General features: G+C 73.6%; 19 protein-coding genes. 8 read left to right on the forward strand and 11 right to left on the reverse strand.

Going from position 1 to position 23,622, the window contains the following annotated elements; genetic code table 11:
• Positions 1 to 11 precede the first annotated feature (11 nt).
• From EDC03_RS11845 to EDC03_RS11860, 4 genes are read right to left on the reverse strand one after another with little or no spacing between them, the layout of a single operon-like run.
• Positions 12 to 1,517, reverse strand: a complete 1,506-nt coding sequence (locus EDC03_RS11845) for an NAD-dependent succinate-semialdehyde dehydrogenase (protein ID WP_123380462.1) — start codon at positions 1,515 to 1,517, stop codon at positions 12 to 14.
• Positions 1,504 to 2,700 carry an alcohol dehydrogenase catalytic domain-containing protein gene (locus EDC03_RS11850; RefSeq protein ID WP_123380463.1) on the reverse strand — a complete coding sequence of 399 codons (1,197 nt, stop codon included), beginning with the start codon at positions 2,698 to 2,700 and terminating at the stop codon, positions 1,504 to 1,506. The genes EDC03_RS11845 and EDC03_RS11850 overlap by 14 nt, the downstream gene beginning before the upstream one ends.
• Positions 2,697 to 3,113, reverse strand: a complete 417-nt coding sequence (locus tag EDC03_RS11855) for an FmdB family zinc ribbon protein (protein ID WP_123380464.1) — start codon at positions 3,111 to 3,113, stop codon at positions 2,697 to 2,699. Before EDC03_RS11855 ends, EDC03_RS11850 begins: the two co-directional genes overlap by 4 nt.
• Positions 3,113 to 3,937 carry an N-acyl homoserine lactonase family protein gene (locus EDC03_RS11860; protein ID WP_123380465.1) on the reverse strand — a complete coding sequence of 275 codons (825 nt, stop codon included), beginning with the start codon at positions 3,935 to 3,937 and terminating at the stop codon, positions 3,113 to 3,115. The genes EDC03_RS11855 and EDC03_RS11860 overlap by 1 nt, the downstream gene beginning before the upstream one ends.
• A 168-nt stretch (positions 3,938 to 4,105) precedes the next feature.
• Between EDC03_RS11860 and EDC03_RS11865 the strand changes: the two genes are divergently transcribed.
• On the forward strand, positions 4,106 to 5,869 hold the full coding sequence (locus EDC03_RS11865) for a GAF domain-containing protein (RefSeq protein WP_148058073.1): 1,764 nt from the start codon (positions 4,106 to 4,108) through the stop codon (positions 5,867 to 5,869).
• Positions 5,870 to 5,901: 32 nt separating this feature from the next.
• Here EDC03_RS11865 and EDC03_RS11870 read toward each other — a convergent pair whose 3' ends face one another.
• From EDC03_RS11870 to EDC03_RS11890, 4 genes are all read right to left on the reverse strand, one after another.
• Entirely contained in the window at positions 5,902 to 6,300 is a 399-nt protein-coding gene (locus EDC03_RS11870) for a PIN domain-containing protein (protein ID WP_199720203.1), read from the reverse strand.
• A 17-nt stretch (positions 6,301 to 6,317) separates the two neighbouring features.
• Positions 6,318 to 6,554, reverse strand: coding sequence for an AbrB/MazE/SpoVT family DNA-binding domain-containing protein (locus tag EDC03_RS11875; protein ID WP_123380468.1), 237 nt, complete (start codon positions 6,552 to 6,554; stop codon positions 6,318 to 6,320).
• Between the two features lie 292 nt (positions 6,555 to 6,846).
• The gene (locus EDC03_RS11880) at positions 6,847 to 7,206 is read right to left on the reverse strand and encodes a hypothetical protein (protein WP_123380469.1); all 360 of its coding nucleotides are present in this window, start codon (positions 7,204 to 7,206) and stop codon (positions 6,847 to 6,849) included.
• 690 nt (positions 7,207 to 7,896) lie between these two features.
• A complete protein-coding gene (locus EDC03_RS11890) occupies positions 7,897 to 8,469 on the reverse strand; it encodes a nuclease-related domain-containing protein (RefSeq protein WP_158674282.1) in 573 nt (190 codons plus the stop codon).
• Between the two features lie 479 nt (positions 8,470 to 8,948).
• On the opposite strand from EDC03_RS11890, the gene EDC03_RS11895 reads away from it, so the two are divergent.
• Complete coding sequence (locus tag EDC03_RS11895; RefSeq protein ID WP_123380472.1) at positions 8,949 to 9,257, forward strand: hypothetical protein; 309 nt, start codon at positions 8,949 to 8,951, stop codon at positions 9,255 to 9,257.
• 18 nt (positions 9,258 to 9,275) lie between these two features.
• Here EDC03_RS11895 and EDC03_RS11900 read toward each other — a convergent pair whose 3' ends face one another.
• Positions 9,276 to 9,731: an HNH endonuclease family protein gene (locus tag EDC03_RS11900; protein WP_123380473.1), complete on the reverse strand. Its 456-nt coding sequence runs from the start codon at positions 9,729 to 9,731 to the stop codon at positions 9,276 to 9,278.
• 322 nt (positions 9,732 to 10,053) lie between these two features.
• Positions 10,054 to 10,950, reverse strand: a complete 897-nt coding sequence (locus tag EDC03_RS11905; protein WP_123380474.1) for a DUF262 domain-containing protein — start codon at positions 10,948 to 10,950, stop codon at positions 10,054 to 10,056.
• A gap of 291 nt (positions 10,951 to 11,241) precedes the next feature.
• Between EDC03_RS11905 and EDC03_RS17890 the strand changes: the two genes are divergently transcribed.
• The 4 genes from EDC03_RS17890 (at position 11,242) to EDC03_RS11925 (ending at position 15,013) form a co-directional block, all read left to right on the forward strand.
• A complete protein-coding gene (locus tag EDC03_RS17890) occupies positions 11,242 to 12,339 on the forward strand; it encodes a tellurite resistance TerB family protein (protein WP_199720204.1) in 1,098 nt (365 codons plus the stop codon).
• Positions 12,340 to 12,440: 101 nt separating this feature from the next.
• The gene (locus EDC03_RS11915; protein WP_123380475.1) at positions 12,441 to 13,121 is read left to right on the forward strand and encodes a hypothetical protein; all 681 of its coding nucleotides are present in this window, start codon (positions 12,441 to 12,443) and stop codon (positions 13,119 to 13,121) included.
• Positions 13,121 to 13,624 carry a hypothetical protein gene (locus tag EDC03_RS11920; protein WP_123380476.1) on the forward strand — a complete coding sequence of 168 codons (504 nt, stop codon included), beginning with the start codon at positions 13,121 to 13,123 and terminating at the stop codon, positions 13,622 to 13,624. Before EDC03_RS11915 ends, EDC03_RS11920 begins: the two co-directional genes overlap by 1 nt.
• A 231-nt stretch (positions 13,625 to 13,855) precedes the next feature.
• Entirely contained in the window at positions 13,856 to 15,013 is a 1,158-nt protein-coding gene (locus EDC03_RS11925) for a phospholipase D family protein (RefSeq protein WP_241967184.1), read from the forward strand.
• A 47-nt stretch (positions 15,014 to 15,060) separates the two neighbouring features.
• Here EDC03_RS11925 and EDC03_RS11930 read toward each other — a convergent pair whose 3' ends face one another.
• Complete coding sequence (locus EDC03_RS11930) at positions 15,061 to 16,650, reverse strand: Eco57I restriction-modification methylase domain-containing protein (protein ID WP_123380478.1); 1,590 nt, start codon at positions 16,648 to 16,650, stop codon at positions 15,061 to 15,063.
• Positions 16,651 to 17,749: 1,099 nt separating this feature from the next.
• Here EDC03_RS11930 and EDC03_RS11935 point away from each other — a divergent pair.
• Together EDC03_RS11935 and EDC03_RS11940 are read left to right on the forward strand one after the other, a co-directional pair.
• Positions 17,750 to 20,686 (forward strand): Ig-like domain-containing protein, encoded by a 2,937-nt coding sequence (locus tag EDC03_RS11935; RefSeq protein WP_123380479.1) that lies wholly within the window; start codon positions 17,750 to 17,752, stop codon positions 20,684 to 20,686.
• A gap of 255 nt (positions 20,687 to 20,941) precedes the next feature.
• The gene (locus tag EDC03_RS11940; RefSeq protein WP_148058075.1) at positions 20,942 to 23,467 is read left to right on the forward strand and encodes an Ig-like domain repeat protein; all 2,526 of its coding nucleotides are present in this window, start codon (positions 20,942 to 20,944) and stop codon (positions 23,465 to 23,467) included.
• Positions 23,468 to 23,622 lie beyond the last annotated feature (155 nt).

Here is a 23,622-nt window from a genome sequence, read left to right on the forward strand (position 1 = left end):
CGGCCGCGCCGTCAGCCCCAGGGATCGGCGATGCCGGCGTACACGGTCTCGAGGTACTCCTCGATCCCCTCCTCGCCGCCCTCGCGGCCGATCCCCGACTGCTTGACGCCGCCGAAGGGCGCCGCCGGGTTGGAGATGACGCCGGTGTTGATCCCGAGCATTCCCGTCTCCAGCCGCTCGACGAGGCGCAGCGCCCGCGCCGTCGACCCCGTGTAGGCGTACGCCACGAGCCCGTACTCGGTGTCGTTGGCGAGCGCCACGGCCTCGTCCTCGGTGTCGAAGGTGGCGACCGGCGCGACGGGCCCGAAGATCTCCTCGGCCAGCAGGCGCGACCCGAGCGCGACGTCGGCCAGCACCGTGGGCGCGTAGAAGTAGCCCGGCCCCTCGACCCGCGAGCCCCCGGTGAGGACGCGCGCGCCGCGGGAGACGGCGTCGTCGACGAGGTCGGCGACCTTGGAGCGCCCCTTCTCGTTGATGAGCGGCCCCACCTGGGCGCCGTCCTCGGTGCCCCGCGAGACCTTCACCGCGGCGACCCGCTCGGCCAGCCGCCGCGAGAAGTCCTCCGCCACCGCGGAGTGCACGTAGAAGCGGTTGGCCGACGTGCAGGCCTCCCCGCCGTTGCGCAGCTTCGCGAGCATCGCGCCCTCGACGGCGGCGTCGAGGTCGGCGTCCTCGAAGACGAGGAACGGCGCGTTGCCGCCGAGCTCCATCGACGTCCGCAGCACGCCGTCGGCGGCCTGCTTCAGCAACTGCTTGCCCACCGCCGTCGAGCCGGTGAAGGACAGCTTGCGCAGCCGCGGATCGGCGATGAGCGGCCCCGTGACGTCGCCGGCCCGGGTGCACGGCACGACGTTGACGACGCCGTCGGGCACGCCCGCCTCCTGCAGCACCTGCGCGAAGAGGAGGGCCGTCAGCGGGGTCTCCGCCGCGGGCTTGAGCACCACGGTGCAGCCGGCCGCGAGCGCCGGCGCGATCTTCCGGGTGGCCATGGCCAGCGGGAAGTTCCACGGCGTGATGAGCAGGCACGGGCCGGCGGGCTTCTTGGCCACGAGGACCCGCTGCTTGCCGTCCGGCGCGGGCAGGTAGCGCCCGGCCACGTGGGCCGCCTGCTCCGACGCCCACCGGAGGAACTCCGCGCCGTAGGTCACCTCGCCGCGCGACTCCGCGAGCGACTTGCCCATCTCCAGCGTCATGAGCAGCGCGAGGTCGTCCGTCCGGGCGACGACCGCGTCGAAGGCCCTCCGCAGCACCTCGGCCCGCTCGCGGGGCGCCGTCCTCCCCCACGTCGCCTGCGCCGCGACCGCGGCGTCGAGCGCGGCCGCTCCGTCCTCGACTCCTGCGTCGGCCACCGTCGTCAGCTCGAGTCCCGTCGCCGGGTCCTCGACGGCGAAGCGCTCTTCCGACGACGACGGCACCCACCGCCCGCCGACGAGGAGGTCGGTCGGCACGCCCGCGAGGAGCTTGCTCTCGCGGGCGGCCTGCTCGGACGTGACGGGCCCTCGCTCAACGGTGGTCATGCCCGGCCTCCTGGTCGTCGTCGGACGACGCGGCGTCGTCCTCCCCGAAGAGGATCACCTGACGGATGGCCGCGCCATCGGCGAGGGAGTCCATCGCGGCGTTGACGTCCTCGAGCCGCGTCCGCGAGGAGATGAGCGCCTCGACGGGCAGGCGTCCCTCGCGCCACATCTGCGCGTACGCCGGGATGTCGCGGGCGGGGACCGCGGACCCGAGGTAGCTCCCGACGATGGTCCGCGCCTCGGCGGTGATGCCGAGGGGCTTGATGGTCGCCTCGGCGGTCGGCGCGGGCAGCCCGACGGTGACGGTCGTCCCGCCGACGCCGGTCAGCGCCACCGCCGTCTCGAAGGCCCGGACGTTGCCGGCGGCCTCGACGACGACGGGCGCCTTGAGCCCGGCCGCGAGCGCGTCGGCCGGCGAGAGCGCCTGCGACGCACCCAGCTCGAGCGCCCGCGCCAGCTTCTCGGGGACGGCGTCAACCCCGATGACCGGCCCCCGGCCGAGCGAGACGGCGGTGATCAGGGCCGCCATCCCGACGCCGCCGAGCCCCACGACGACGACGATGTCACCGTCCGCGGGCCTGCCGGCGTTGACCACGGCGCCGCCGCCCGTCAGCACGGCGCACCCGAGGACGGCCGCGACCTCCGGGGGGACGTCGTCGTCGACGGGGACGAGCGAGCGGCGGTCGACGACGGCGTGCGTCGCGAACCCGGAGACACCGAGGTGGTGGTGGACGTCGTCGCCCGCCCCGACGGCGTCGTCCCCGTCGCCGAGCGGGGCCACGGCGTGCAGCCGTCGTCCCCCGCCGAGCAGCTCGCCGGCGTTGTTGGACGCCGACCCCCGCGTGCACGGCAGGCGGCCGTCGGTCCGGCAGCCGTCGCACTCGCCGCAGCGGGGCAGGAAGGCCATGACGACCCGCTGGCCGACGGCGAGGTCGTCGACCTCGGCGCCGACGCGCTCCACCCGCCCCGCCGCCTCGTGGCCGAGCAGCATCGGCACGGGTCGCACCCGGTTGCCGTCGACGACGGACAGGTCGGAGTGGCAGACGCCCGCTGCCTCGATCCGGACGAGCACCTCGGTGGGCCCCGGCTCGTCCAGCTCGAGCTCGACGACGGCGATCGGCCGCGAGGTCGCGTAGGGACGCTCGTCGCCGATCCGCTTCAGGACGGCGCCGCGGATCCTCACGACGCCGCCCGGGCGGGCGCCGTCGCGGCTTCCGCCGCCTTCACCGACGCGACGACGGCGGCCGGGTCGTCCCCGGCGCGCAGCGGTCGGCTCGCGAAGACCCCTTCGTGCGCGAGGACCGGCCGCCGGTCGCCCGCCAGCTCGGGGTGCTTCTCCTCCAACCGCTCCCGGTCGGCGGCGACCCGGTGCCAGTGCGCGACGGTGTCGCGGTCGCCCCGGCCGACGGCCTCCCAGCTGCGCGGCATCTGCTCCCGCGCCACCCCGGTGGACGCCCGGCCGCCGATGTTGAGGCGGCTGGGACGCCGTCGCGACGCCGCCCCGCACACCGGGCAGGCGGGGTCGGCCGCCGCCATGGACGCGAGGCCGGCCTCGAAGCGGTGGCCCGTCCCGCAGACGAAGTCGTGGAGCACCATCAGCGGTACACCCCGTCGGGCGCGTAGCGGAGCTGCTTCGCCTGCTCGCCGTCGTGGCCGAAGATGACCTCGGCACCGGTCCTCTCGGCGATGCCGCGCAGCTTCTCGACGCTCTCGAGCCAGCGCAGGTTGTCCCAGACGATGGCGGCACCGACGGCGGGCGGGCCCCAGGAGTCGCTGAGGTAGACCGCGTCCGAGGTGAAGATCTTCGTGCCCTCCTCGGGCAGGTCGACCTTCAGCGACATGGTTCCCCAGGTGTGCCCCGGGGTCTCGATGACGGAGATGCCGGGGAGGATCTCGACGTCGCCGCTGACGGTCTCGAAGGGCAGGCCCCGGTAGTCGCTGACGATGTGCGCGCCGGCGCTGTACCCCTCGATCGTGGAGGCGCCTTCCAGCTCCTTGTCGTTGACGACGATCCGCGTCCTCCCGTTGTCGAAGTCGCGGGCGTTGGCCGCGTGGTCGAAGTGGAGGTGGCTGAGCACGAGGATGTCGATGTCCTCGGGCCTCAGCTCGAGCGAGGCGAGCGAGGAGTCGAGGTAGCCGGGCCCGTCGACCGGCTCCTTGACGGGGAAGAAGTCGTGGAAGCCCGTCGGCGCCCACCGCTGCTCCCAGTCGCGCGGGACACCGGTGTCCCACAGCACCCGGCCCTCGGGATGCTCGATGAGCACCGCGTGGGTCGGGCAGTCGCCCCAGACGACGGGGTCGTCCTTGTGGTGGCGGTCCCGGATGGTGCGGCCGCCCTTGAGGAGCAGCCAGGTGAGGTCGGTCTCCATCACCCCGGTGGAGAGGACGTGCAGCGTCATGTCGGGGGCGTTGCCGGTCATGTCGGACCCCTGTCTCGCGTTCTGCCCCGCGCCCTCGCGGGACGCGCCGCCCCGTCGCGGCGCGCGCCCAGACTGGGACGGCCGGGACGGTGACGACCATGGGCGTCGCTGACACACTGCGGCCCCCCGGGTGTGGCTGACGCACACCCCGCCGACGGAGGTGAGGGCGTGCTCGACGACGTCGGCCCGGTGGTGGACGGGGGGCACCTGCGCGCCGCGGCCGTGGGCAGCTTCGGGGCGCCGACGCCGGAGGCGCTGCTGCGGGCGGTGCACGACGCCGCCACCGACCTCGCCAGCGTGCGCGACCGGGGCGTCATCCTCCAGGCGCTCGTCCGCCGGACCCGCGCGCTGCTCGGCGCCGACATGGCCTACCTGTCGCTCAACGACCTCGACGCGGGCGAGACGTGGATCCACGTCACCGACGGCGTGCGCACCGCCGCCTACGCCGGCATCCGGATGCCGCTGGGCACCGGCATCCTCGGCGCGGTCGCGGCCGGGGGGACGTCGGTGCACACGGACGACTACCTCGCCGACCGCGACCTCAACCACCTCACGCACATCGACGCCGTCGTCGCCGAGGAGGGCGTGCGCGCCATCAGCGGCGAGCCGCTCCGGGTCGACGGGCACCTCGTCGGGGCGCTGCTCGTCGCTCACCGCACGCCCGTCGCCATGCCGCCCGCCGGGCTGGCGGCGCTGCGGCTCATGGCGCTGCAGGCCGCCGTCGCGCTGGAGCAGACCCGACGGGCCGGGGAGATCGCCGAGCTGCGCGACGCCGCCCGGGCCGCGCGTGACGACGCCGCGCGGCTCGAGCAGAAGGCCGCAGAGGCCGAGGCGCTGCTGGCGCTGGACGCGCGGCTGCTCGCCGCGGTCGAGACCGGCAGCGGATGCCACGCCGTCCTCGAGGAGGTCGCCGCCGAGCTCGCGGCGCCCGTGGCGCTGCTCGACGCGCGGGGCGAGGTGCGGTCGGGGTCACCCACGGCCCTGCCCGACGATGCGCAGCCCCCGGGGAGCGAGTGCGCCGTCGAGGGCGGCCGCGGCTGCCTCGTCACCCCGGCGAGCGGGGCGCGGGCGGACGCCGTCTTGGGGCGCGGAGCGCTGGCCGTCGGCCTCGCGCTGCAGGTCGAGCACGAGCTGGCCGAGGCCGCGGACCGCTCGGCGTCGACGCTGCTCGACGATCTGCTCGGCGACCACCTCGACGACGGGCCCGACGGCGACCGCGCCGCCCGCCGCGAGGTCGCCGAGGCCCGGGCGCTCAGCCACGGGGTCGACCTGCGCGCGCCGGCGTCGTCGCTCGTGGTGCTCGTGCCGGCGGCCGAGCGGCAGCGCGGCGTCGCCGCCCTGCGGCCGCTCGTGGCGCGGGGCGGCCTCGTCTCGGTGCACGCCGGCCACGTGTGCCTGCTGTGCCCGGCCGGCGGGTCCACCACCGACGCCGTCGGCGACCGCGTCGCGGAGGCGCTCGCGACGGCGGGCGTGCCCGGCCTCGTGGGCAGCGCGACCGCCGCCGGCCGCGGCGCCGGCCCGCTGCAGCGCGCGCACGCCGAGGCGGCCCAGGCCGCCCGCGCCGCGCAGGTCCTCGGCTGGCGGCGTGGCCACGCCGACCGGGCCCGCCTCGGCCTCGCGGGCCTGCTGCTCGGCGGCCACGACGAGCAGGTCGTCGACGCGCTCGTCGAGCAGCAGCTCGGCCCCGCCCTGGCGTACGACGCCGCCCACGGCACCCGGCTCGTGGAGACGGCGGCCGCCGTCCTCGAGGAGGGGTCGCGGACGGGCGCGGCGGCGCGGCTATTCGTGCACGTCAACACGGTGCGGCAGCGCGCGGAGCGCCTCGGCGAGCTGCTCGGGCAGGGGTGGGACGTGCCGCCGCGGAGCCTCGACGTGCACGCGGCGCTGCGGCTGCAGGTGCTGAGGGCGGCGCGGGGCGGCACAGGCGGATGAGCTGCCCGGCTCGCCTCGACCGACCTCGTTCGTCAGCCGACGACGAAGACCCTCGCGCCCAGCGCCTCGTAGGTGCTGCGGGCCCTGTCGTCCCGGGTGCCGAGCGGCACCCCGGCCTGGACGGCCGTCAGCGCGACCGCACCGTCGTAGGCCGCGCCCCCGACGACGCCCGCGTCGGCCCGCACCTCCGGCAGCCGGGCGGAGACCGCCTCGGGGAGAGTGACGGGCGGCTCGAAGCGGGCGAGAAGTCGGACGGCGTCCGCCGCGTCGACACGCACGTCACCCGGGAGGCGCGTGAGGACGGAGAAGGTCTCGAGCGCCGCGTGCCCGCACAGGGGGAGGCGGCGCCCGCGGCACCACTCCGCGACGGCCTCGTGCGCGTCGTGCGTGGCGATGAGCACCGGGACGGCGGCGCTCGTGTCCAGCGCCACCAGCTCGTCCGGTGCGGTCAACGGCGCCCGGCGTCGAGGAGGCCGAAGACGGTGTCGTCGTCGACGGGCGTGCTGCCGGTGGCGACGAGGTGGCCTTCCTCCTCGACGAGACGCGCCGTCCGTCCCGCGGGGACGAGCTGCAGCCCGGCGCCGTAGCGCGAGACGTCCACCCCCGCGCCGGGGGCGAGGCCGAGCGCGTCCCGCAGCGCCTTGGGGACGACCACAGGCCCCAGGAACTCCACCGTCGCACGCATGGTGGGACGCTACTGGCGGCCTGCCAGTCGGAGCCGCCCCGACGTCCTCGTCGCGCGGCTCGGGCACAGGCTGTCCGCGGAACCGGGCGTGGTGGTCCCAGGGCTACTCGAGCGCCGCCATCTCCCCGAGCAGTGGTTCGAGGGACGAGAGGTCAGCAGCGACGTCGGCCATCGTCCGCGCCGGGTCCAGGGCGAAGGTCGCGCCGAAGACCGAGGAGCCGTACCCCTCCGAGTCGCCCGGTCCGCGGCCGACGAAGGCCGGGAGACCGACGGCGACGGCCCGCTCGTGGGCTTAACGGTCCTCGGCGGCTCGGGGGCGGGCAGGCTCGCGCTCCCAGTCGTCGCGGGCCGCCGCCATGAGCGGCCACACGGCGGCGAGACGCGACCAGTCGAAGCGCCGGCCGGCGTCGATGTCCTGCCGCAGGCCGACGAGCACGTAGGGGCCGGCCGGCACGACGTCCGGGCCTGCTGTCGCCGGCCGACGCTGAGCCGGCAGCCCGTCGACCACCCTGAGGACGGCCGCATCCCCCGGCCTGGCGGTCGGGACCTCGACGTGGAGGACCTCGCGCGTGCTGGAGCCCGGGGCGAGGAGCGGGTCCCAGGACGTGCTGCGACGCAGGCGGGCCGCGACCCAGGACAGCCGAGCGGTCATCGCGGCGGCGACGTCCTCGCCGTCACGCCATGAGCCCCACGGTGTGTCCGGCGTAAGGCGGGGGACGGCGCGGTCCGCGTGCGCCAGCCATGCCCCCGCCGTCGCCGCCGCCCATCCTCCGCCGCCGGCGGCAGCAGCGAGCAAGTCCCCCAGGCGACGGCACGCCACGGTGCCGGCGGGTCGCCGAGGTGGAGGTGTCGTGACCTCAGCAGCACGTGCGCCATGGCTCCGGGCGTGCGGGACGCCGCGTAGCGCAAGCGGTCGGCGTCAGGCTCGACGAGCAGGGCGGAGGCGACGACGGCCTCGCCGTCGGCCCCGCGGAGCACGAGCCCCGGCTGCCGTCCCAGCCGGCTGACGTCGCGGCGTAGGACGGCTGGGTCATCGAGCGGCGCGCCGAGAAGGGCGCAGAGGGGCGGGGGGTCGGTCGCGAGCAGGACGGCGAGCAGGTCCAGCCAACGCTCGTCGTCGGGCTGCAGCGGCAGGACGTGCTCCACACCCTGCGGGACGCCGCCGGCGTCTCCGTCGACGGCAGGGGCGCTCATGGCGGCAGGAGAGCAGGCACCACCGACGGCCCGTCGCTGCCGGGGCGACGCCTCAAGGCTCCGTGGGTCGAACGGCGAGCGTCGCGACGCGTCGGACGACTCCGCGCGCGTGAGCACTGGTCGGCGACCCGGCGGGCGACGTCCGGGCTCAGCCGGCCGTCGGGAAGCGCTCGGCGAGGTATGCGGCGACAGCCGCCCGCTCCTCGACCGCCATGTCACCGGGCCGGCGGAGCAGCCTGGTGAGCCCCCGTCGCCCCACGAGCGGGACACCCGCGACCGTCTCACCGCCCCACGGCAGCTCGGTCCCGACGAAGCAGAGCGCGCCCCGCACCGGGACGTCGGCGCCCACGCGCTCCAGCTCGGCGGTCACCGCGGCGACCTGCGTCGCGAGGCCGTCGAGCAGCCGTGACTGGTCGCGGCCCCGGATGACGAGCCGCTCGGTCCGAGGGCGAAGGAAATCGCCCGCTCGCCGCACCTCGAGCCGCCCGGTGTGGGTCTTGGCGTCGACCACCCAGACCCCGGCGGGCGTGACGACGAGGTGGTCGATGTTCGGCGTCGACAGCCGCCCGTCGGGCCGACGCAGGCGGCGGTCGTGCAGGCCGACGACGTCCGGCCCCAGCGCGTCGACCGCCTCGGCGACCGCCCTCTCGCCACGCGCCCCTTGCTGCCAGACGCGCGTGCTGGCCGGCTCGTCGGACAGGGCGAGGATCAGCCCGCCCAAGCGTGGGTGTCGCGCCCGGACGCGTGCCTCGCGCGCGGCGACCCGCCGGTCGTGCTCGCGCTGCGCCGACGCCCCCGCCCGTCCGGGCGTCGGCATCTCTGCCGCGCGCGGGTGGGGCACGGCGGGCGGAGCCGCCTCCGGAGCGGCTCCGCCGTCGACGCAGGCGAGACACCGCGTCGTCCTAGCTGCGGCGTCCCAGCCGGCACGGCTCCCGGCGGGGAGCGGCGTCGCGCATGCGGCGCAGGTGTCGTCACGGCGCAGCGTCAGGACCTTCACCACTCGACCGTCGTCTCCCGGCACGGCCTGAGAAGCCGGCGCGTCGATCCGTCACCCGCTTGCTCGAGGGTTGCCCCCACCGACCACGACCGGCACCGCCGACCGGGTGACGGACCGGGCCGCGCCCCCGCTGGGACGCCTCTCCGGCCCTATCGGAGTGTGGGTCGCAACGGCTCACGTCCTCAACGAGACGGAGCCCGATCATGACCATCACCACTCCCTCCACCGACCGCTTCGCCGCCTGGCAGGAGGACGCCGACGTCGACCCCACCGCGGCGGACGACGGCGGCCCGGCGTGGTTCGTCCGGATGACCGTCGTCCGCCTTCTCGACGACGAGCGTGAGGAGGAGCACGTCGAGGACCTCTTCGGCCTCGTCGACGGCGGCGGCCGCTTCCACCACGACGTCGCCGACGTCGCGCTCGAGGACGCCGGCGGCACGTGGCGCCGCACGGGGCGCTGGACGTTCGACCGGCGGCACCAGCAGTGGCGGGCACCGGTGAGTCGCGGCTGAGCGCAGACGCCGGTCGGCTCAGCCTCGGCTGGGCTCTCCGGCCGGTCGGGGCCAGCAGCGGCACGCCAGCTCGGCGAGCTGCTGGCCCCGCCGCCGGATGTCGTCGTCGGTCCATGCCTCGGGGTGCCCGCTCGTCAGCTCGTTGTTGAGGGCCAGCAACGACCACTGCTGCAGCAGAGACCGTTTGCCCTTCCCCGCCAGCTGCCCGCCACCGTCTCGGCACTGCGCCTCGTCGTCGCGCCACGGGCGGTTCGACAGCGACGCGTTGAGCTTCTGGCTGACCAGCGTGAGGTTGCCGAGGGTGTCGACGAGGCGGTCGCGCGCTGCGGCCTGCTCGGACGACCTGCGCGCCGACCTCCCGACGACGCGGGACTCGGCCTTCTGGCCGACCGACGACGACAGCGGCGCTGCCTCCACCGCGGCGCCGGCGCCCTCGACCCCGGCGGCGTCGAGGCGGCGCAGCAGCACGACCATCAGCTTGTTGATGCCAGCCGTCGGGCGCCGGAGCAGCGCCCGCCAGCACCGCCCAGCTCTCCAGGGCGGCCAGACCCGCGTCCACCTGCGCGGTCGGAACCCGGTGAGCGGGCGCCAGAAGCCACAGCAGCACGGGCGTCGTCGACGCCAGCTCGAGCGCCTCGACCACCCGCCCGTAGAAGCGGCCAGCGCTGGTCTCGGCGTCGAGTCCCGAGAGGTCGCGGAAGACTCGGGCGTCCTCGGCGAGGCGGCGGAGGAAGGCGTCGGCGGAGCCGACGTCCGCCATGAGCGGCTTCGCGTGCTCGACGAAACGGCGGAAGACCTACTCCGTCGGCACCTCCTCGCGAGTCCTGGCCGTCAGCCAGTACTGGAAGAAGATGTCGAGGCGGGCCCTGGAGGTGCGGCCCTGCCGCACCTCGTCCCGCCACCAGTCGTCGTCGAGCTCGAGCCACAGCGACTCGGCCCAATGCTCGACGTCGGCGCCGGCCTCGTGACCCCATTGGAACACCCAGTTCTTGACGAGGTCGGCGGAGAGCAGGGGTGTGCCGCGGTCGTTGAGCGTCTCGAAGATGAGCTGGTCGTCGTCGGACTCGTCGAGCGTGATGGCCACCAGCCCGAGGCGGTCCTGCAGCGCCGCCGACAGGGCGTGGGCGCGCTCGTCCTGGCTGCCGACCACGTCGCCGAGGGCCTCGTCGATGTCGCCGACCAGCCACCGCGCCACGCGCTCACGGAAGTACCGGTGAGCCTTCAGCGGACGCGACTCCGGGTCGACCGACGCCGACGACGGCACAGGGTCCATCGCCGCCTCGAACGCCGCACGGTCCGTCCTCGACGGCCAGACCTTGAAGCGCTCCGGCATGCCCGCCAGCCGCCTGGACCGGTTGAGCACGAGGACGGCGAGGTCCTCGGCCTCCTCGTGCCCGTGCTCCTCGGTAGCCGCCTGCGCCGCGTCGAGCAGCAGCTGCAGCGTCGTCATGCGCTGCTGCCCGTCGATGACGGAGTGCCTCGTGACACCGCCCGCTGCGCTGGGGAGCGCCTTCGTGACGACGGCGCCGAGGAAGTGACGGCGCTCGGGCGCGTCCGCGTCGTCGTCACTGCCGACCTGGGCCTCGGCGACCCGCCGGACGTCCTCCCACAGCGGCGCCCACTGCTCCTCCTCGTTCCAGACGTACGGGCGCTGGAACGCCGGGATCTCGTAGTGGTCGCGTCCCTCGAGGATCCCGCGGCGTGACGCTGTCGGCCTTCATGGTTGCTCCCCCGTGACGGCGCTGGTCACCCGACCGGCTCCGGGCCGGCACCGTGCCTGACGGGTCCGACAATCCGCACCTAAGGTCCTGCCGAAGCAAGGTGCCCGAGCACCTTCGACGACAGGGGGCAGCGCGTGGGCGAGCCAGCGACACGGACCGGGTCGACGTCGGACGAGGTCGGGCCCGTCACCGACTCTCCTGCCGACCAGCACCCCAACGGCACGGAGGTCCACACCACGGACGCGGCTCCCATATCACCCGACATGGACGACGACGCTGCCGACGTCGAGGCGCACGTCGCGGAGGAGCAGTCCCGGCAGCGCGCCTTCGTCAAGAGCCTGGCGGCCGACGACATCAAGTCCGGTGGGTGGTTCACGAAGCTGGTGGCGCACGCGCTCGGCTCGTACACCGACAAGGTGGACTGGCAGTACTTCCAGGAGAAGTACGCCGGGGTGCCGGCGGACGCGGTCGTGGACCAGCGCATCAAGATGGCGGCCCGGTACGCGGCGCTGGAAGGCGGCCTCTCGGCCGGGGCGTACTCAGCCGCCGTCGCCGCCACCATCGGGTCCCTGGGCGGCGCCTCGCCGGCGACGCTGCCCGCCGCCGCGACGACGATGCTGGTCGACGTCACGTACGTCACCCAGCTCCAGCTGCGCCTCGCGCACGACATCGCCGTCCTCTACCGCGTCCCGCTGGACACCTCGGACCCGGAGGACCTGTGGAAGCTCATCCGCGTGGCCTTCACCATCAAGGGGGGGGAGGCCGTCGGCGAAGGAGCCGTCAAGGCGGTTCCCGTCGTCGTGCGACCACTGGTCAAGCGCTTCTACGCGAAGGGCACCCTCCAAGCCGCCAAGGGCCTTCCGGTCGTCGGCAAGTACCTGCTGCAGCGCAACGTCATCAAGATCGGCATACCCCTCGTCGGCGTGCCGCTGGCGGCACTCCTCAACCGGTACACCACCTTGGTCGCCGGCCGTCACGCGCGCGCCGTCTTCCGCGAGGAGGCGCGCGTCATCGAGCTCGCGGAGCGGCTCGTCGAGCGGACCGAGCACCCGCAGGCGCTGCTCTGGGTGGCGTGGCTCGTCATCAACGCTGACAAGAACATCTCCGACAGCGAAGCCCTGCTCATGCGCCACCTCGTGCGCCTCGCGCGTGGGCAGCACGAGGTGGTCGACGAGGTACTCGCGCGCCTGGTCGAGGTGGACGCCGCGGACGTGTGGGCCCGAGTCGATGCCGAGCCCGGCGACCGCAGCGGCCTCCTCGCTGCCGCTCATCAGATCGCGGAGGTCGATGGCTCCGTCAACGCCCGCGAGCGGGACGTCCTGGCCGACCTCGCCGAGAGGGCGGCTCGGGCGGACAGCTGACGCCTTCTGCACCGTTGACGCGGCGGCTCGTCGAGCATTTGCGCGATCCGTAATGACGAAAGAGTCCACGCGCCTCCGGTCCGCGGTGTAGACCCGCCCTCATGACGCACGACGACGACGTCGCCCGCCTGTCCGCCCACGTCGAGGAGACGCTGCCGCGCGACGAGTGGGCAGGATGGCCCGGCGGTTGGCGAGGGCAGTCCGAGCTGGCTCTCCTGGACGCCGTCTTCAGCATCAGTGCCCGCTACGGCGGGGAGGACACCGGCGTCCGTCGCGTAGTCAAGGCGTACCGCGATCGCCCTGGCGCCACCGGAGCGGACGACCTCCGCACGCTCGCAGCCTTCGACGCGGAGGAGCTGGCCGCTCTGGTCGGCAACAGGCAGCGGGTCTCCGGTCGCCTGAAGGCGGACGCCGTCGTCGAGGCAGCCGCCCATCTGGTGGCGGCCGGGGCGACCTCGAGCGACAACGTGGACCCCACCGCTCACAAGTCCGCCTACACGAGCGTCCACGGCCTCGGCAGCCAGACCTGGCACTACTTCTGCATGCTGCTCGGCCGCGAGGAGGTGAAGGCCGACCGCTGGATCATCCGCTTCGTCGAGGACGCCCTCGGGCGGCCGAGCACGGCCGACGAGTCGCACCGCCTCCTCCATGCGGTGGCCGAACGGCTCGGCGCCTCACCGACCGCCCTGGACCACGCCATCTGGAGCGCGACGCGGGAGCCGGCGGGCAACGCCGACACCACCGGCGGTCCCGACATGGCGACCCGTGAGGATGGCGCCTGATGACCGCTGAGTGGCTCGGCATCCTTTCCGCGCTCCTCGCCGTCGGCGGTCTCGTCTTCACCGGCATGCAGACGCGTCACCTGTGGCAGCAGCGCGACGAGGACGACCGGCTGGCCGCGGAGGGCGTCTCCCTCAGCTGGCAGCCGCTGCAAGCCCCCAGCCGGCCGGACGCCGATGGGACGGCCCGATGGGTGTACGAGATCGTCATCCACAACCCAGGTCGCTTCCCGATTTCGGTGATCGATGCCGAGCTGACCTTCCCGGTACCCGTCCGCCGCGTGCACTCGACCGGCCAGGTCGACGAGCCGACGACCACGCTCAAGCTCGAGCAACCGGTCATCCACGGGGGCGGCGATCGACGGTGGAAGCGAGCGCTGGTGATGGACATGGAGACGGCTCGGGGACGACTCAACGGAACCAAGGGTGTCGTGACGTTCACCGACATCCAGGGCATCAAGAGGACCACCGTGTGGCCCCGCCGCCCGGGACGTCCCGTCGACTGACACGGGCCTACCCTCGGCAATGTCTGCGCCTGCGTCATCACGGCCGGCGAGGACGAGGGCCACAACGTCGGCGCGATCGCCGGCGGATCAGTACTTCGCACAGCGAACGGCCGCCCCGCGGCGGCAGTGGGCGATAGACACTAGGAGTCACGAACTCCTGCAACAGCCCTTCGGGTTCGGAAGTCAGCGCATGTCACGCTGAGCACGGGTACGCTACTAAGCGTGCGATACATGGACTCTGGGTCGAGAGATCCAGCACAGGCCGTCGGAACCTGGCTGAACGAGACGCTGCATGACGACTCTCTAGTGTCTCTTCGCCTTCAGACGGGCTACGTAGGCCCCGAGCCGCTCGGGTATCTTGAGTACTCACTCTCTAGATTAACGGCGCGCGACGGACTAACGTCCATTTTACTTGGTTCCAACGGGGGTGAAACCAAGCGAGAGACGGTGGAGAATGTACTCCGCCTTGCGGGTGCACCACGAGACAATCTCCATATCGGCGTCGCAGCATTTGCCGATGGGCTATTTCACCCGAAGGTTTATCACGTCACAAGAGCAGACCGATCCATGGCCGCATACGTAGGATCGGCCAATTTCACCTTTTCGGGGCTGAGCGGAAGGAACATCGAGGCCGGCATCACCCTCGACACACGACAGGGCGACGATCCGGCCGTGCTCGCCGAGATCGCTGGCGCCGTCGACAAGTGGTTTCATGAGGGGCGACCAGCCATCTTCACTATCGACTCTACGACCGACATTGATCGACTCGCATCCGACGGTACGCTGGGAATGGCAGCCACGAGAGCCGGACGCCGCGGCGTCGACAGAGCAGGCAGAAAGAGACCTGTGTTGCAGAGACTCCGGCAACTTGTCCGACTTCCCGCCATCGCAACACCCATGGCACCGGTGACAGCCGCCGCCGTCTCGACATCCCTTGATCAGCCCCCATCGGATGCGGCCGCACCTTCTTCTCTGCTTGAGAGTTGGAGTAAATTACTCTCGGCGTCGGACGCCCAGCGGAAGCCTGATGGCAACCAGAGCGGCGTCGTAGCCCTTACCCAGGGGAATCGGCGAGGCAGTATCGACCAGACCTCCTACTTCCGACACGACCTGTTTGGCGAGCTGGTGTGGCAACAAGCGGCGACTCGAACGGGCGGAATGATGGATACCGCGTATGCGCCCATGCACGTCACAGTACTTGGCGACTACCTGGGCATCCACCTCTTTGAGGTGACAGACGATCATGTGCGCGAATCGAGCCAGCGAAATTACACAGCCAAGTTGTCGTTGAAGCCGATCCGGCGACTGTTTGAGGAGGTCGACATGACCGAACGAGTCCTCACGCTGGCCCGCGACGTCGATGGCGACTACTGGCTAAGTATCGAATAGGAGTCGCTGACAACAAGCATCCGTCAAACGGAGTCAGGCCACGTCACTCATCGCCTACTCCGACCCATCCGCCTGCTTCTCATTCGGTGCCACACTGCGCGCATAGAATGAATGTCATCCGGGCTTATGCCTGCCTGCTCGACTAAGACAGTCCGGTCGACCAAGTCGAGCGCGTCATCGACCCGCTGCTCGCGAAGGAGCTCATCGACCTTACTACTCAGGCCATCAGGCACCAAGGCGGGATCGGGCACAGGCAAGTGTGAGCATTCAGACGGCTCCATTTCGAGGAGCCCCCCGCCGTAGCTACGCCCTATCACCTCAGACATCGCCAGCGTGACCGTATTGAAGGCGCCAACCGCCAAGTCTTGAATGCTCACGTTTGGCTTGACGAAAACGCGGTGAACAGTGTCGGTGCTGGTGGCACCTGCCTCGTTTGCGGCGATGCGCAAGTGGGACGCGACCTGACGAAGCATGAAACCTTCAGGCGCACTTACCGACGGCACGACCCACCAGTCATTGCGGATACGGCACTTGAAGCCAGTGTGGACGCCCTCCCCCTCCCCCTCCTCGATGTACCTTGCGAGACTGGGCGCTGCAGTCGGGTCCACACCTGGCGCGACCGCCAGTAGATGGGTGCGCGCGCCCCCTGCAGACTGCTCCGACAAATCACTGGCGCGGTAGGTAAGGCCGCGCATCTGCGCACTTCTAGCAAGAAGGGGCATGGTCCAAGCCCCTAGGCCACGTCGCTTAACGTCCTCCTCGGTAAGGCAGAAGAACGAGTTGCGGCCCGTAACTACCCCTACGTTCACCGCGGCATAGGCGCCGAGCGGCGCTAGGCGATGGTCGTTGCGGAGTCTCCGAACCAGCTCAATCGCCTCGGGCCCTAAGTAGTACTTGGTCCACTTCTCTGTGTCATGCAAGGGCGCGCGAGCAGCGGAGGTCTCGAGTGAGGCGTTGGCGAGAGCCGCGGCATCGGCCACCTCCACCGTGTTGATGCTTGCAGGGCCTTTTCCTCGCACGGCCAGGAGTAGTACCACCTCTTGTAGGATGCCGGGAAAAATGAGCTTTTCAAAGGACACGATAGTTATGTCAGAGCACATATCGACAAGGAAGGCCCGTAGTTGAGCGGCATAACCGACCTGTAAAAGTTCCGCCGGAAGCACAAGGCCGACGCGCCCGCCCTCACGGACAGCCATGACGGATGCCGCGACGAAAGGAACCCAGGCATTGGTCAATTTGGAGGGGCGCATGCCCGCACGCCTCAGAAAGGCGAGAGCCAGGTCGCGGGCCTCATGCTCCCAAGAGCCGAAGCGGATGTAAGGGGGGTTGCCCGCAACGCCGTCGTACGTGCCGTGCCTAAACTCTTCGAACCACCTGAAGAAGTCAGAGTCCACGACAGGGGCGCCAGTCGCGCGCGCCTTTCGCGCTTCATCGGGGAAGAGCTCGATACCTTGCGGCCGCACTCCTGGCCTGATCAGATGGCGCAAAATGGCACCGTCTCCACAGGCGGGCTCCAGCACGTCGGAGCCCGCCTCCAGTACCCAGTCTGCTACGTATCGGGCGATATCGTCGGGCGTATAATAGCCGCCGCGTAATTTGTCTCCTACGGGCTCGGCCTTCGCGGCGAATGTCTGCATGGGCACATCCTCTCTCGCACCACTGACGGTCCGGCGGAGGACGCGCTGCCTGTGGAAGGCGCGCTACTCCGTCCACAGGCAACGAGGTGACGTGCTGCTCTGGTTGCGGGGCGCTGGGGCGCCAGCTAGGGGCGAAGCTCACCGCCTGAGCGCGTTGGCGCACCCTCGACTGTGATCTCATGGCCAGTCCCTTGCCCGGTGGCGCCATAGCGACCACCCGCAACTGCTGGCGGTAGAGGCCTGGGCGCACCTACCTCGAGTCGGCCAAGCAGAGCACCTGTGCCCTGCAGCAGTACGTCGGTCGGCGCTCAGCACCGACCGCCTGCGCGACAAGTGACGGACGTCCTGCGCGTGCGTGGGTAGTCGGGCGCATCGCCGTCGGGCTCCCGAGGTGAGATCGACCTTGGCGTGACGGTTCGAGGGCCCGGACGTCCCGGTGCTCGCCGTCCTGCTTGACGGACCCGCATGGGCGCAGCGCCGGAGACCGGCGAGCACGAAGGCCTACCCTCCGACGCGCTGTCCCGGATGCTGCGCTGGCCCGTCGTCGAGCGCGTCTGCTGCCCGCCCGGTTGGACGGCGCCGTCGCCGTGGTCGACCGTCTCGCGGCCGCCGTCGACTCGGTCGAGACGATCAGCACCGCGTCGCCCATCGGCCCTTCGGCTGCCCGGCTGCCCGGCCGACGCCGCGTGAGGAGGTCGTGTAGCCGACGCCAAGCGCAGAGGTCGGCGGGGTGTCCGCCGTGCACCGGCGACGGCGGGTCTGGGCTACACCTTCGCCGACGCGTCGGGCAGCCATTCTGACGACCTGCCAGTCGTGTCCGGCACCGAGGCGCCCAAAGGCGGCAGTGACCCGCAGGGCGAGCTCCAGGGCTTCACCTTGGGCGCCCCGCCGCTCCTCGCCACCTGAGCACCCGGCTGCTCACCTCCGGCGGCTGAGGGCTTGCGTCCTGCTCGCTGCCTGCCTCCGCCGCCCCGACCGGCTCAACGACACGCGCCGGACGAGTGGTGGGCGGACCCTCACCGTCTCGTCGTGTTACGGGTCGCGCACCGGCGACCGAAGAAGGGCCAGCCAGGGCCGACGAGCAGAGGACGACCACACCGTGCACGGACTTCGCACGACCATCACGCGCGCCGCCGGGGCGGGCGCCTGCGCGCTCCTCGCCGTAGCGCTGCTGCCGGCGACCGCCGGCGCCACCCCCGACGACGACACCGCGCAGGTGCTGCTCGCCGGGCGGGCCGTCGACGTCGTCGTCGAGACGGCCGCCCACGACCACGGCGACGCGGACCACGGCGACCACGCCGAGACGCCCACCGACGCGCCCATGGGCCTGCAGCTCCCCGACGGCACGCTCGTCGGCGTCGAGGGCCTCGCCGAGTCCGGCGCCGCGTCCGGTGAGCAGGTGCGGCTCGTCGTCGACGTCCCCGCCGAGGTCGAGGGCGACGTCGCCGACGCCGCGGGCGAGCGCGCGCTCGCCGGAGCCCGCGAGCGCCCCGCCGCCGCGGGATCCGCGGTCGCCGAGGCCGTCGTCACCGCGGCCACCACGGAGGGCGTCACGCTGGCGACCGAGCCCGGCGCCGTCCGCACGACCGCCGAGGCGCCGCCCGCCGCGACCGCCGCCGCCGTCGGCCCGCCGCGCCCGATCACCGTCGTCGTCGCCGACATGGGCGACGGCGACGAGCACGTCCCCACCGACGCCGAGCTCGCCGCGATGGTCGAGGACACCTCGGACTACTGGGCCGACCAGAGCGCCGGCCGCGTCACCTTTTCCCTCGCCGCCACGCCGACCCGCTACACGACCGCGCTCACGTGCGAGGACCCGTGGGCGCTCTGGGACGAGGCCGGCAAGGCGGCCGGCTTCCCCGGCGGCCGGCGGGCGCACCTCGTCGTCGTCCTCCTCGACGAGGAGGACCCGGCGAAGAAGTGCGGGTACGGCGTCGGCAGCGTCGGCTGGGGCGTCGACGCGGGCGGCGTCTCGTCGATCGCCAACGCCGACGACCTCTCCCTCGTCGCGCACGAGGTCGGCCACAACCTCTCCTTCGAGCACGCCAACGCCCTCGAGTGCACGACCGCGCCGCGCCAGGACTTCGTCGGCAGCGCGACGCAGGACCCGTGTGACGTCCGCGAGTACGGCGACCTGGTCGACGTCATGGCGGCCGCCCTCCCCCAGCCCGGCGCGGTCTCGGCGATGGCACGGGCCCGTGTCGGCTTCCTCGACGCGGACGAGCGGCGCAGCGTCTCGCTGCTCGGCACGTCCGTCGTCGACCTCGCCCCGCTCGCCGGGGACCCGGGCACCGGCGTCAAGGACGTCAGCGTCACCGACCCGCGCACCGGCGTGAGCTACCGGCTCGAGAACCGCTCCGCGACCGGCCGCGACGAGCGGCGGCTCGGGCTCTTCGGCGCCCGGTCCGGCCTCCGGGTCCTGCGTGCCGACGGCGGCGGCAACGCCACGCTCGCCCTCGACGCCACCCCGACGGCGCGCGCCACGGACAAGATCGACCTCGACCGCGCCCTGCCCGACGGCGACGTCTGGCGCAGCGCGAGCGGCGGCGTCGAGGTGCGCACCACGACGCTCGCCGACGGCGCCGTCCGCGCCCAGGTGAGCCTCGCCGGGACCGGCGAGGTCCACGGCCCCCGCACGACGACGCCGGTCGTGACCGTGCCCGAGCTGGTCCGCGGCCGGTCGGCCCGCCTCGAGGGCTCCGTCACCGCGGGCGAGGACTCCGTCACGCCGGCGGGCTCGGTCACCCTCGACCTCGCCGGCGACCGGGCCACGGCTCCGGTCCGCGCCGACGGCACCTTCGCCGTCGACCTGACGCCCGTCCTCAGCGGCAGCCAGACCCTCACGACGTCCTTCACGACGGCGGACGCCGACCGGTGGGGCGACTCCACCGACAGCCGGGCCGTCGACGTGGCCGGCTCCGGCGCCGTCTCCGTGCTGCGCGTGACCCGGTCCGGCGACGACGCCGCCCCGTCGGCCGGCTCGCCGAGCGACCTGGTCCTCGACCTCGGGGCCGACGCCGTCGACGGCACCGTCACCGTGCGGTCGGGCTCCGGGGTGCTGGCGACCGCCTCCGTGACCGGGCGCGAGACGACGGTCCGGCTCCCCGCCCTGCCCGCCGGCTCCTCCGTCCTCGACATCGCCTACGACGGCGGGACCTCGGCCGAGCCCGGCTCGACCGGCCTCCGCCTGGAGGTGGCCCGCGGCGCCAGCACGACCCGCGCCACGGTCACCACGACCGCGACGGCCAGCCGCGCCGCCGTCCTCCGCGCCACGGTGTCCGGGCCGGCGACGCCGACGGGCGCCGTCACCGTCCGCCGCGGCGAGCAGGTCCTCGCCACCGGCACGCTCGCCGACGGCGCCCTCGCGATCACCCTTCCCGTGCTGCCCGTCGGCCGGCAGGAGCTCGTCGTCGCCTACGCGGGGGACGCGAGCTCGGTGCCGTCGCAGGTCGCGCTGCCCGTCGTCATCGCCAAGGACACGGCGACCCTCGAGGTCGTGGCGCCCACGGGGCCGACGACGGCCGGCGGCCAGGCGGTCGTCGTCCGCGTCCGGGCCGGTGGCACGGCCGCGACCGGCGTCGTCCGCCTCAACGTCGATGGCAAGACCGCGACGAAGGCCGCCCTCGTCCGCGGCGAGGTGCGGCTGCCCCTGCCGAAGCTGGCCGCGGGGCGCCGGACGGTGACCGTCTCCTACGACGGCTCCGCCACGGCCAGCCCGGTCGCGCAGCCGCTCACGGTCGACGTCGCCCGCTCCACCGGCACGACGACGGCCCGCCCCGCGGCGACCACCGTCACCGCCGGCCGCACCTCGACCGTCGCCGTCACGGTCACGAGCCCCGCCGGCACCCCGACCGGCGAGGTCGTGCTCAAGAACGCCGCCGGCCGCGTCGTCGCGAGGGCCACGCTGTCCGGCGGCCGCGCCACCCTCACGCAGCCCGCGCTGCGCCGCGGCACCCACCGCTTCGCCGTCGAGCACGTCGGCGACGCCGCCACCGCTCCCAGCCGCTCGGCCGCGTGGACGGTGACCGCGCGCTGACCCGTACGTCCGCCCTTCGACGCCCACCCGCACGGTCCCCTCTGAGGCCGCACTGGTGGGCGTCGTCGTCCGCACCCGCCTCGGCGACGTCGCCGGAGGCGGCCACCCGCCGGTCTCCGACCCAGCCGGGCCGTCATCACCGACACCTGCCCTACGGGCGAGGGCTCTGCGCGCACGGGTGAGTCGGACGAAAGCCCCTCCGCCGACGGCCGCGTCCGTCGATCATCCGTCGACCGCTCCGTCGAAAGGGTGCTCGTGCTCACGTCCCGCCTGGTCGGCCTCGCCATGACGTCCGTCGTCGTCCTCGGCGGCGTCGCCGCGCCCCCGGCCCTCGCCGCCGACGTCGACGCACCGACTCGCGTCGGCCTCGCCGGCGGCGTCGTCGAGGTGGTCGCCGAGCCGGCGCCCGGTGAATCGTCGGGAAGCACGGCCGGGACCACCGCCGGGCTCCTGCTCGCCGACGGCACCCTCGTCGCCGTCGACGGCCTGACGGCCGGGGTGACGAGCGGCGCGCAGGTGGGCGTCGAGGTCACCGGCGAGCCGTCGGACGCCCTCGCCGCGGGTACCGCCCTCGACGTCGTGCCCGGCACCGTCCGCGTGACCGCCGCGGCGCCGCAGCCGACGACGGCGGCCGTCGAGGCACCGCCGCGCCCGGTGACCGTCGTCGTCGCGGACCTCGGCGCCGGGGACGAGCGCGTCCCGACCGACGACGAGCTCACCACCATGGTGGCCACGGCCTCGGACTACTGGTCGGACCAGAGCGACGGCCGCATCACCTTCACGACGGCCGGTCCGCCCGTCCGGTACGGCTCCCGGCTGGCCTGCACCGACGACGTCGGGGTCTGGAACGAGGCGCAGGCCCGGTCCGGCTTCCGGTACGGGGAGGGCGGGCACCTCCTCGTCGTCCTCCTCGACGAGGGCACCGGCTGCCGGCGGGGCCTGAGCAGCCGAGGTCCGGACGTCGGCACCGGGGGCTTCGTCACCCTCAGCACCGTCTCCGACCCCGCGCTGACCGCCCGCGAGCTGGGCCACAACCTCGGTCTCGGCCGGGCCGACACCTTCGAGTGCACCGAGGACGAGCGGCAGGACTACGCCACGCCGAGCGGTCGGCCCGTGCCGCCGTGCTGGGCCGTGGCGTACGGCGACGGCCTCGACGTCATGTCCGACAGCTACTTCTACGAGACCCCGCCGTCGCTGTCCGCGGCCGGCCGCGCCTCGATCGGGCTCCTCCGCCCCGAGGAGCAGCGGTCGGTGGCCGGGGCGGGGACCACGGTGGTCGAGCTCGCGCCCCTGGCCGGCCCGCACCGGGCGGGCGTCAAGGACCTCAGCGTCACCGACCCGCGCAGCGGGGTGGTCTACCGGGTCGAGAACCGCGTCGCCGTCGGCCGTGACGCCTCCACCATGAGGGGCTTCCGCAGCCCCGACGGCCTCCGCGTCCTGCGGACGCCGGGCCTGCCCGGCGGGTCGACGCTCGTCCTCGACCCGACGCCCACCGAGCGGTGGGACCTCGAGGACTCTGCCGACCTCAAGCGCACGCTGCAGCCGGGCGACGTCTGGCGCAGCGCCACCGGCGGCGTCGAGATCCGGACCACGCCGCAGCCCGACGGGCGGGCCCTCGCCCGGGTGAGCCTGGCGCGCGACGGCGAGGCGCACGACGTCCTGCGGACCACGACGACCACGCTCGCCGCCACCACGCTCTACCGCGAGGGCACGACGCGGGTGCGGGGCACCGTCTTCGGCGGACCGGGGGTCATGCCGCCGGAGGGCACCGTGACGGTCGACGTCGCGGGCACCAGCACGTCCGCCGTCGTCGCCCCCGACGGCTCCTTCGCCGTCGACGTCACGCCGCCGACCGGCGGCGAGCAGGTGCTCCGCGCGAGCTTCACGCCGACGTCCCCGGACTGGTGGACGCCGTCGTCGACCGAGCGCACCGTCGCCGTCTCCGAGGCCACGCCCGTCGAGGTGGTCTTCACGACGGCCACGGGCGTGCGGCCCGACGCCGTGACGCCCGCCGTCCTGGACGTCCGGCTGCCGCGGCAGGGCGTCGTCGACGGCACCGTCACGGTGACGGGCGCGGCCGGCCTCCTCGCCACCGCGCCGGTCGCCGACGGCGCCGCCCGCCTCGCGCTGCCGCTGCTGCCCGGCGGGACGCACCCGCTCGTCGTCGCCTACGACGGCGGCCGCGACGCCCGGCCGGGCACCCGCAGCCTCACGCTCGAGGTCCGGCGCGTCGGCAGCACCACCGCGGTCGGGGTGGCGAGCGCGCCCTCCGGCCTGCGCGCCGGCGTGCTGAGTGTCGACGTCGCGAGCCCGCTCGCGGCGACCGGGGTGGTGGACGTGCTCCAGCACGACCGGCTCGTCGCGTCCGGAACCGTCGCCGACGGCACCGCGCTCGTCTTCCTCGGCCGGCTCGACGTCGGCACGCACGACCTCGTCGTCGCCTACCGCGGCGACACGTCGGTCGGCCCGTCCCGCACCTCGCTCCGCCTGCCCGTCGCCCGGACCACGTCCACGGTCCGGGCCGTCGCGCCCCGCGGCGTCACGACCGCGGGCGGGCAACCGGTCGTCGTCCGCGTGCGGGCGGGCGACGCCCCGGCCACCGGGGTGGTCCGGCTCGACACCGGCAGCCGCACCGTCACGAAGGTCGCCCTCGTCGACGGGCAGGCGCGCCTCCTCCTGCCCCGGCTCCCCGCGGGCCGGCAGACGCTCGACGTCGTCTACGACGGGACGGCCACCACCGCGCCGTCCACCCGGCAGGTCACCGTCTCCGTCAGCCGCTGACCGGCGCACGGCCGACGGCCCCCTTCCCTGGAGGAGGGGGCCGTCGGCGTCCCGGGCGGTCGCCGTCGACCGGGTGACGCCACGGCGTCCGGAGCCGTGCCGGGTCAAGTCGGCCCGCCCTCCCGCCGACACCGCTTTCGCAGGGGGCTGCCGAG

Source organism: Pseudokineococcus lusitanus (assembly GCF_003751265.1).
GTDB classification, from domain to species: domain Bacteria; phylum Actinomycetota; class Actinomycetes; order Actinomycetales; family Quadrisphaeraceae; genus Pseudokineococcus; species Pseudokineococcus lusitanus.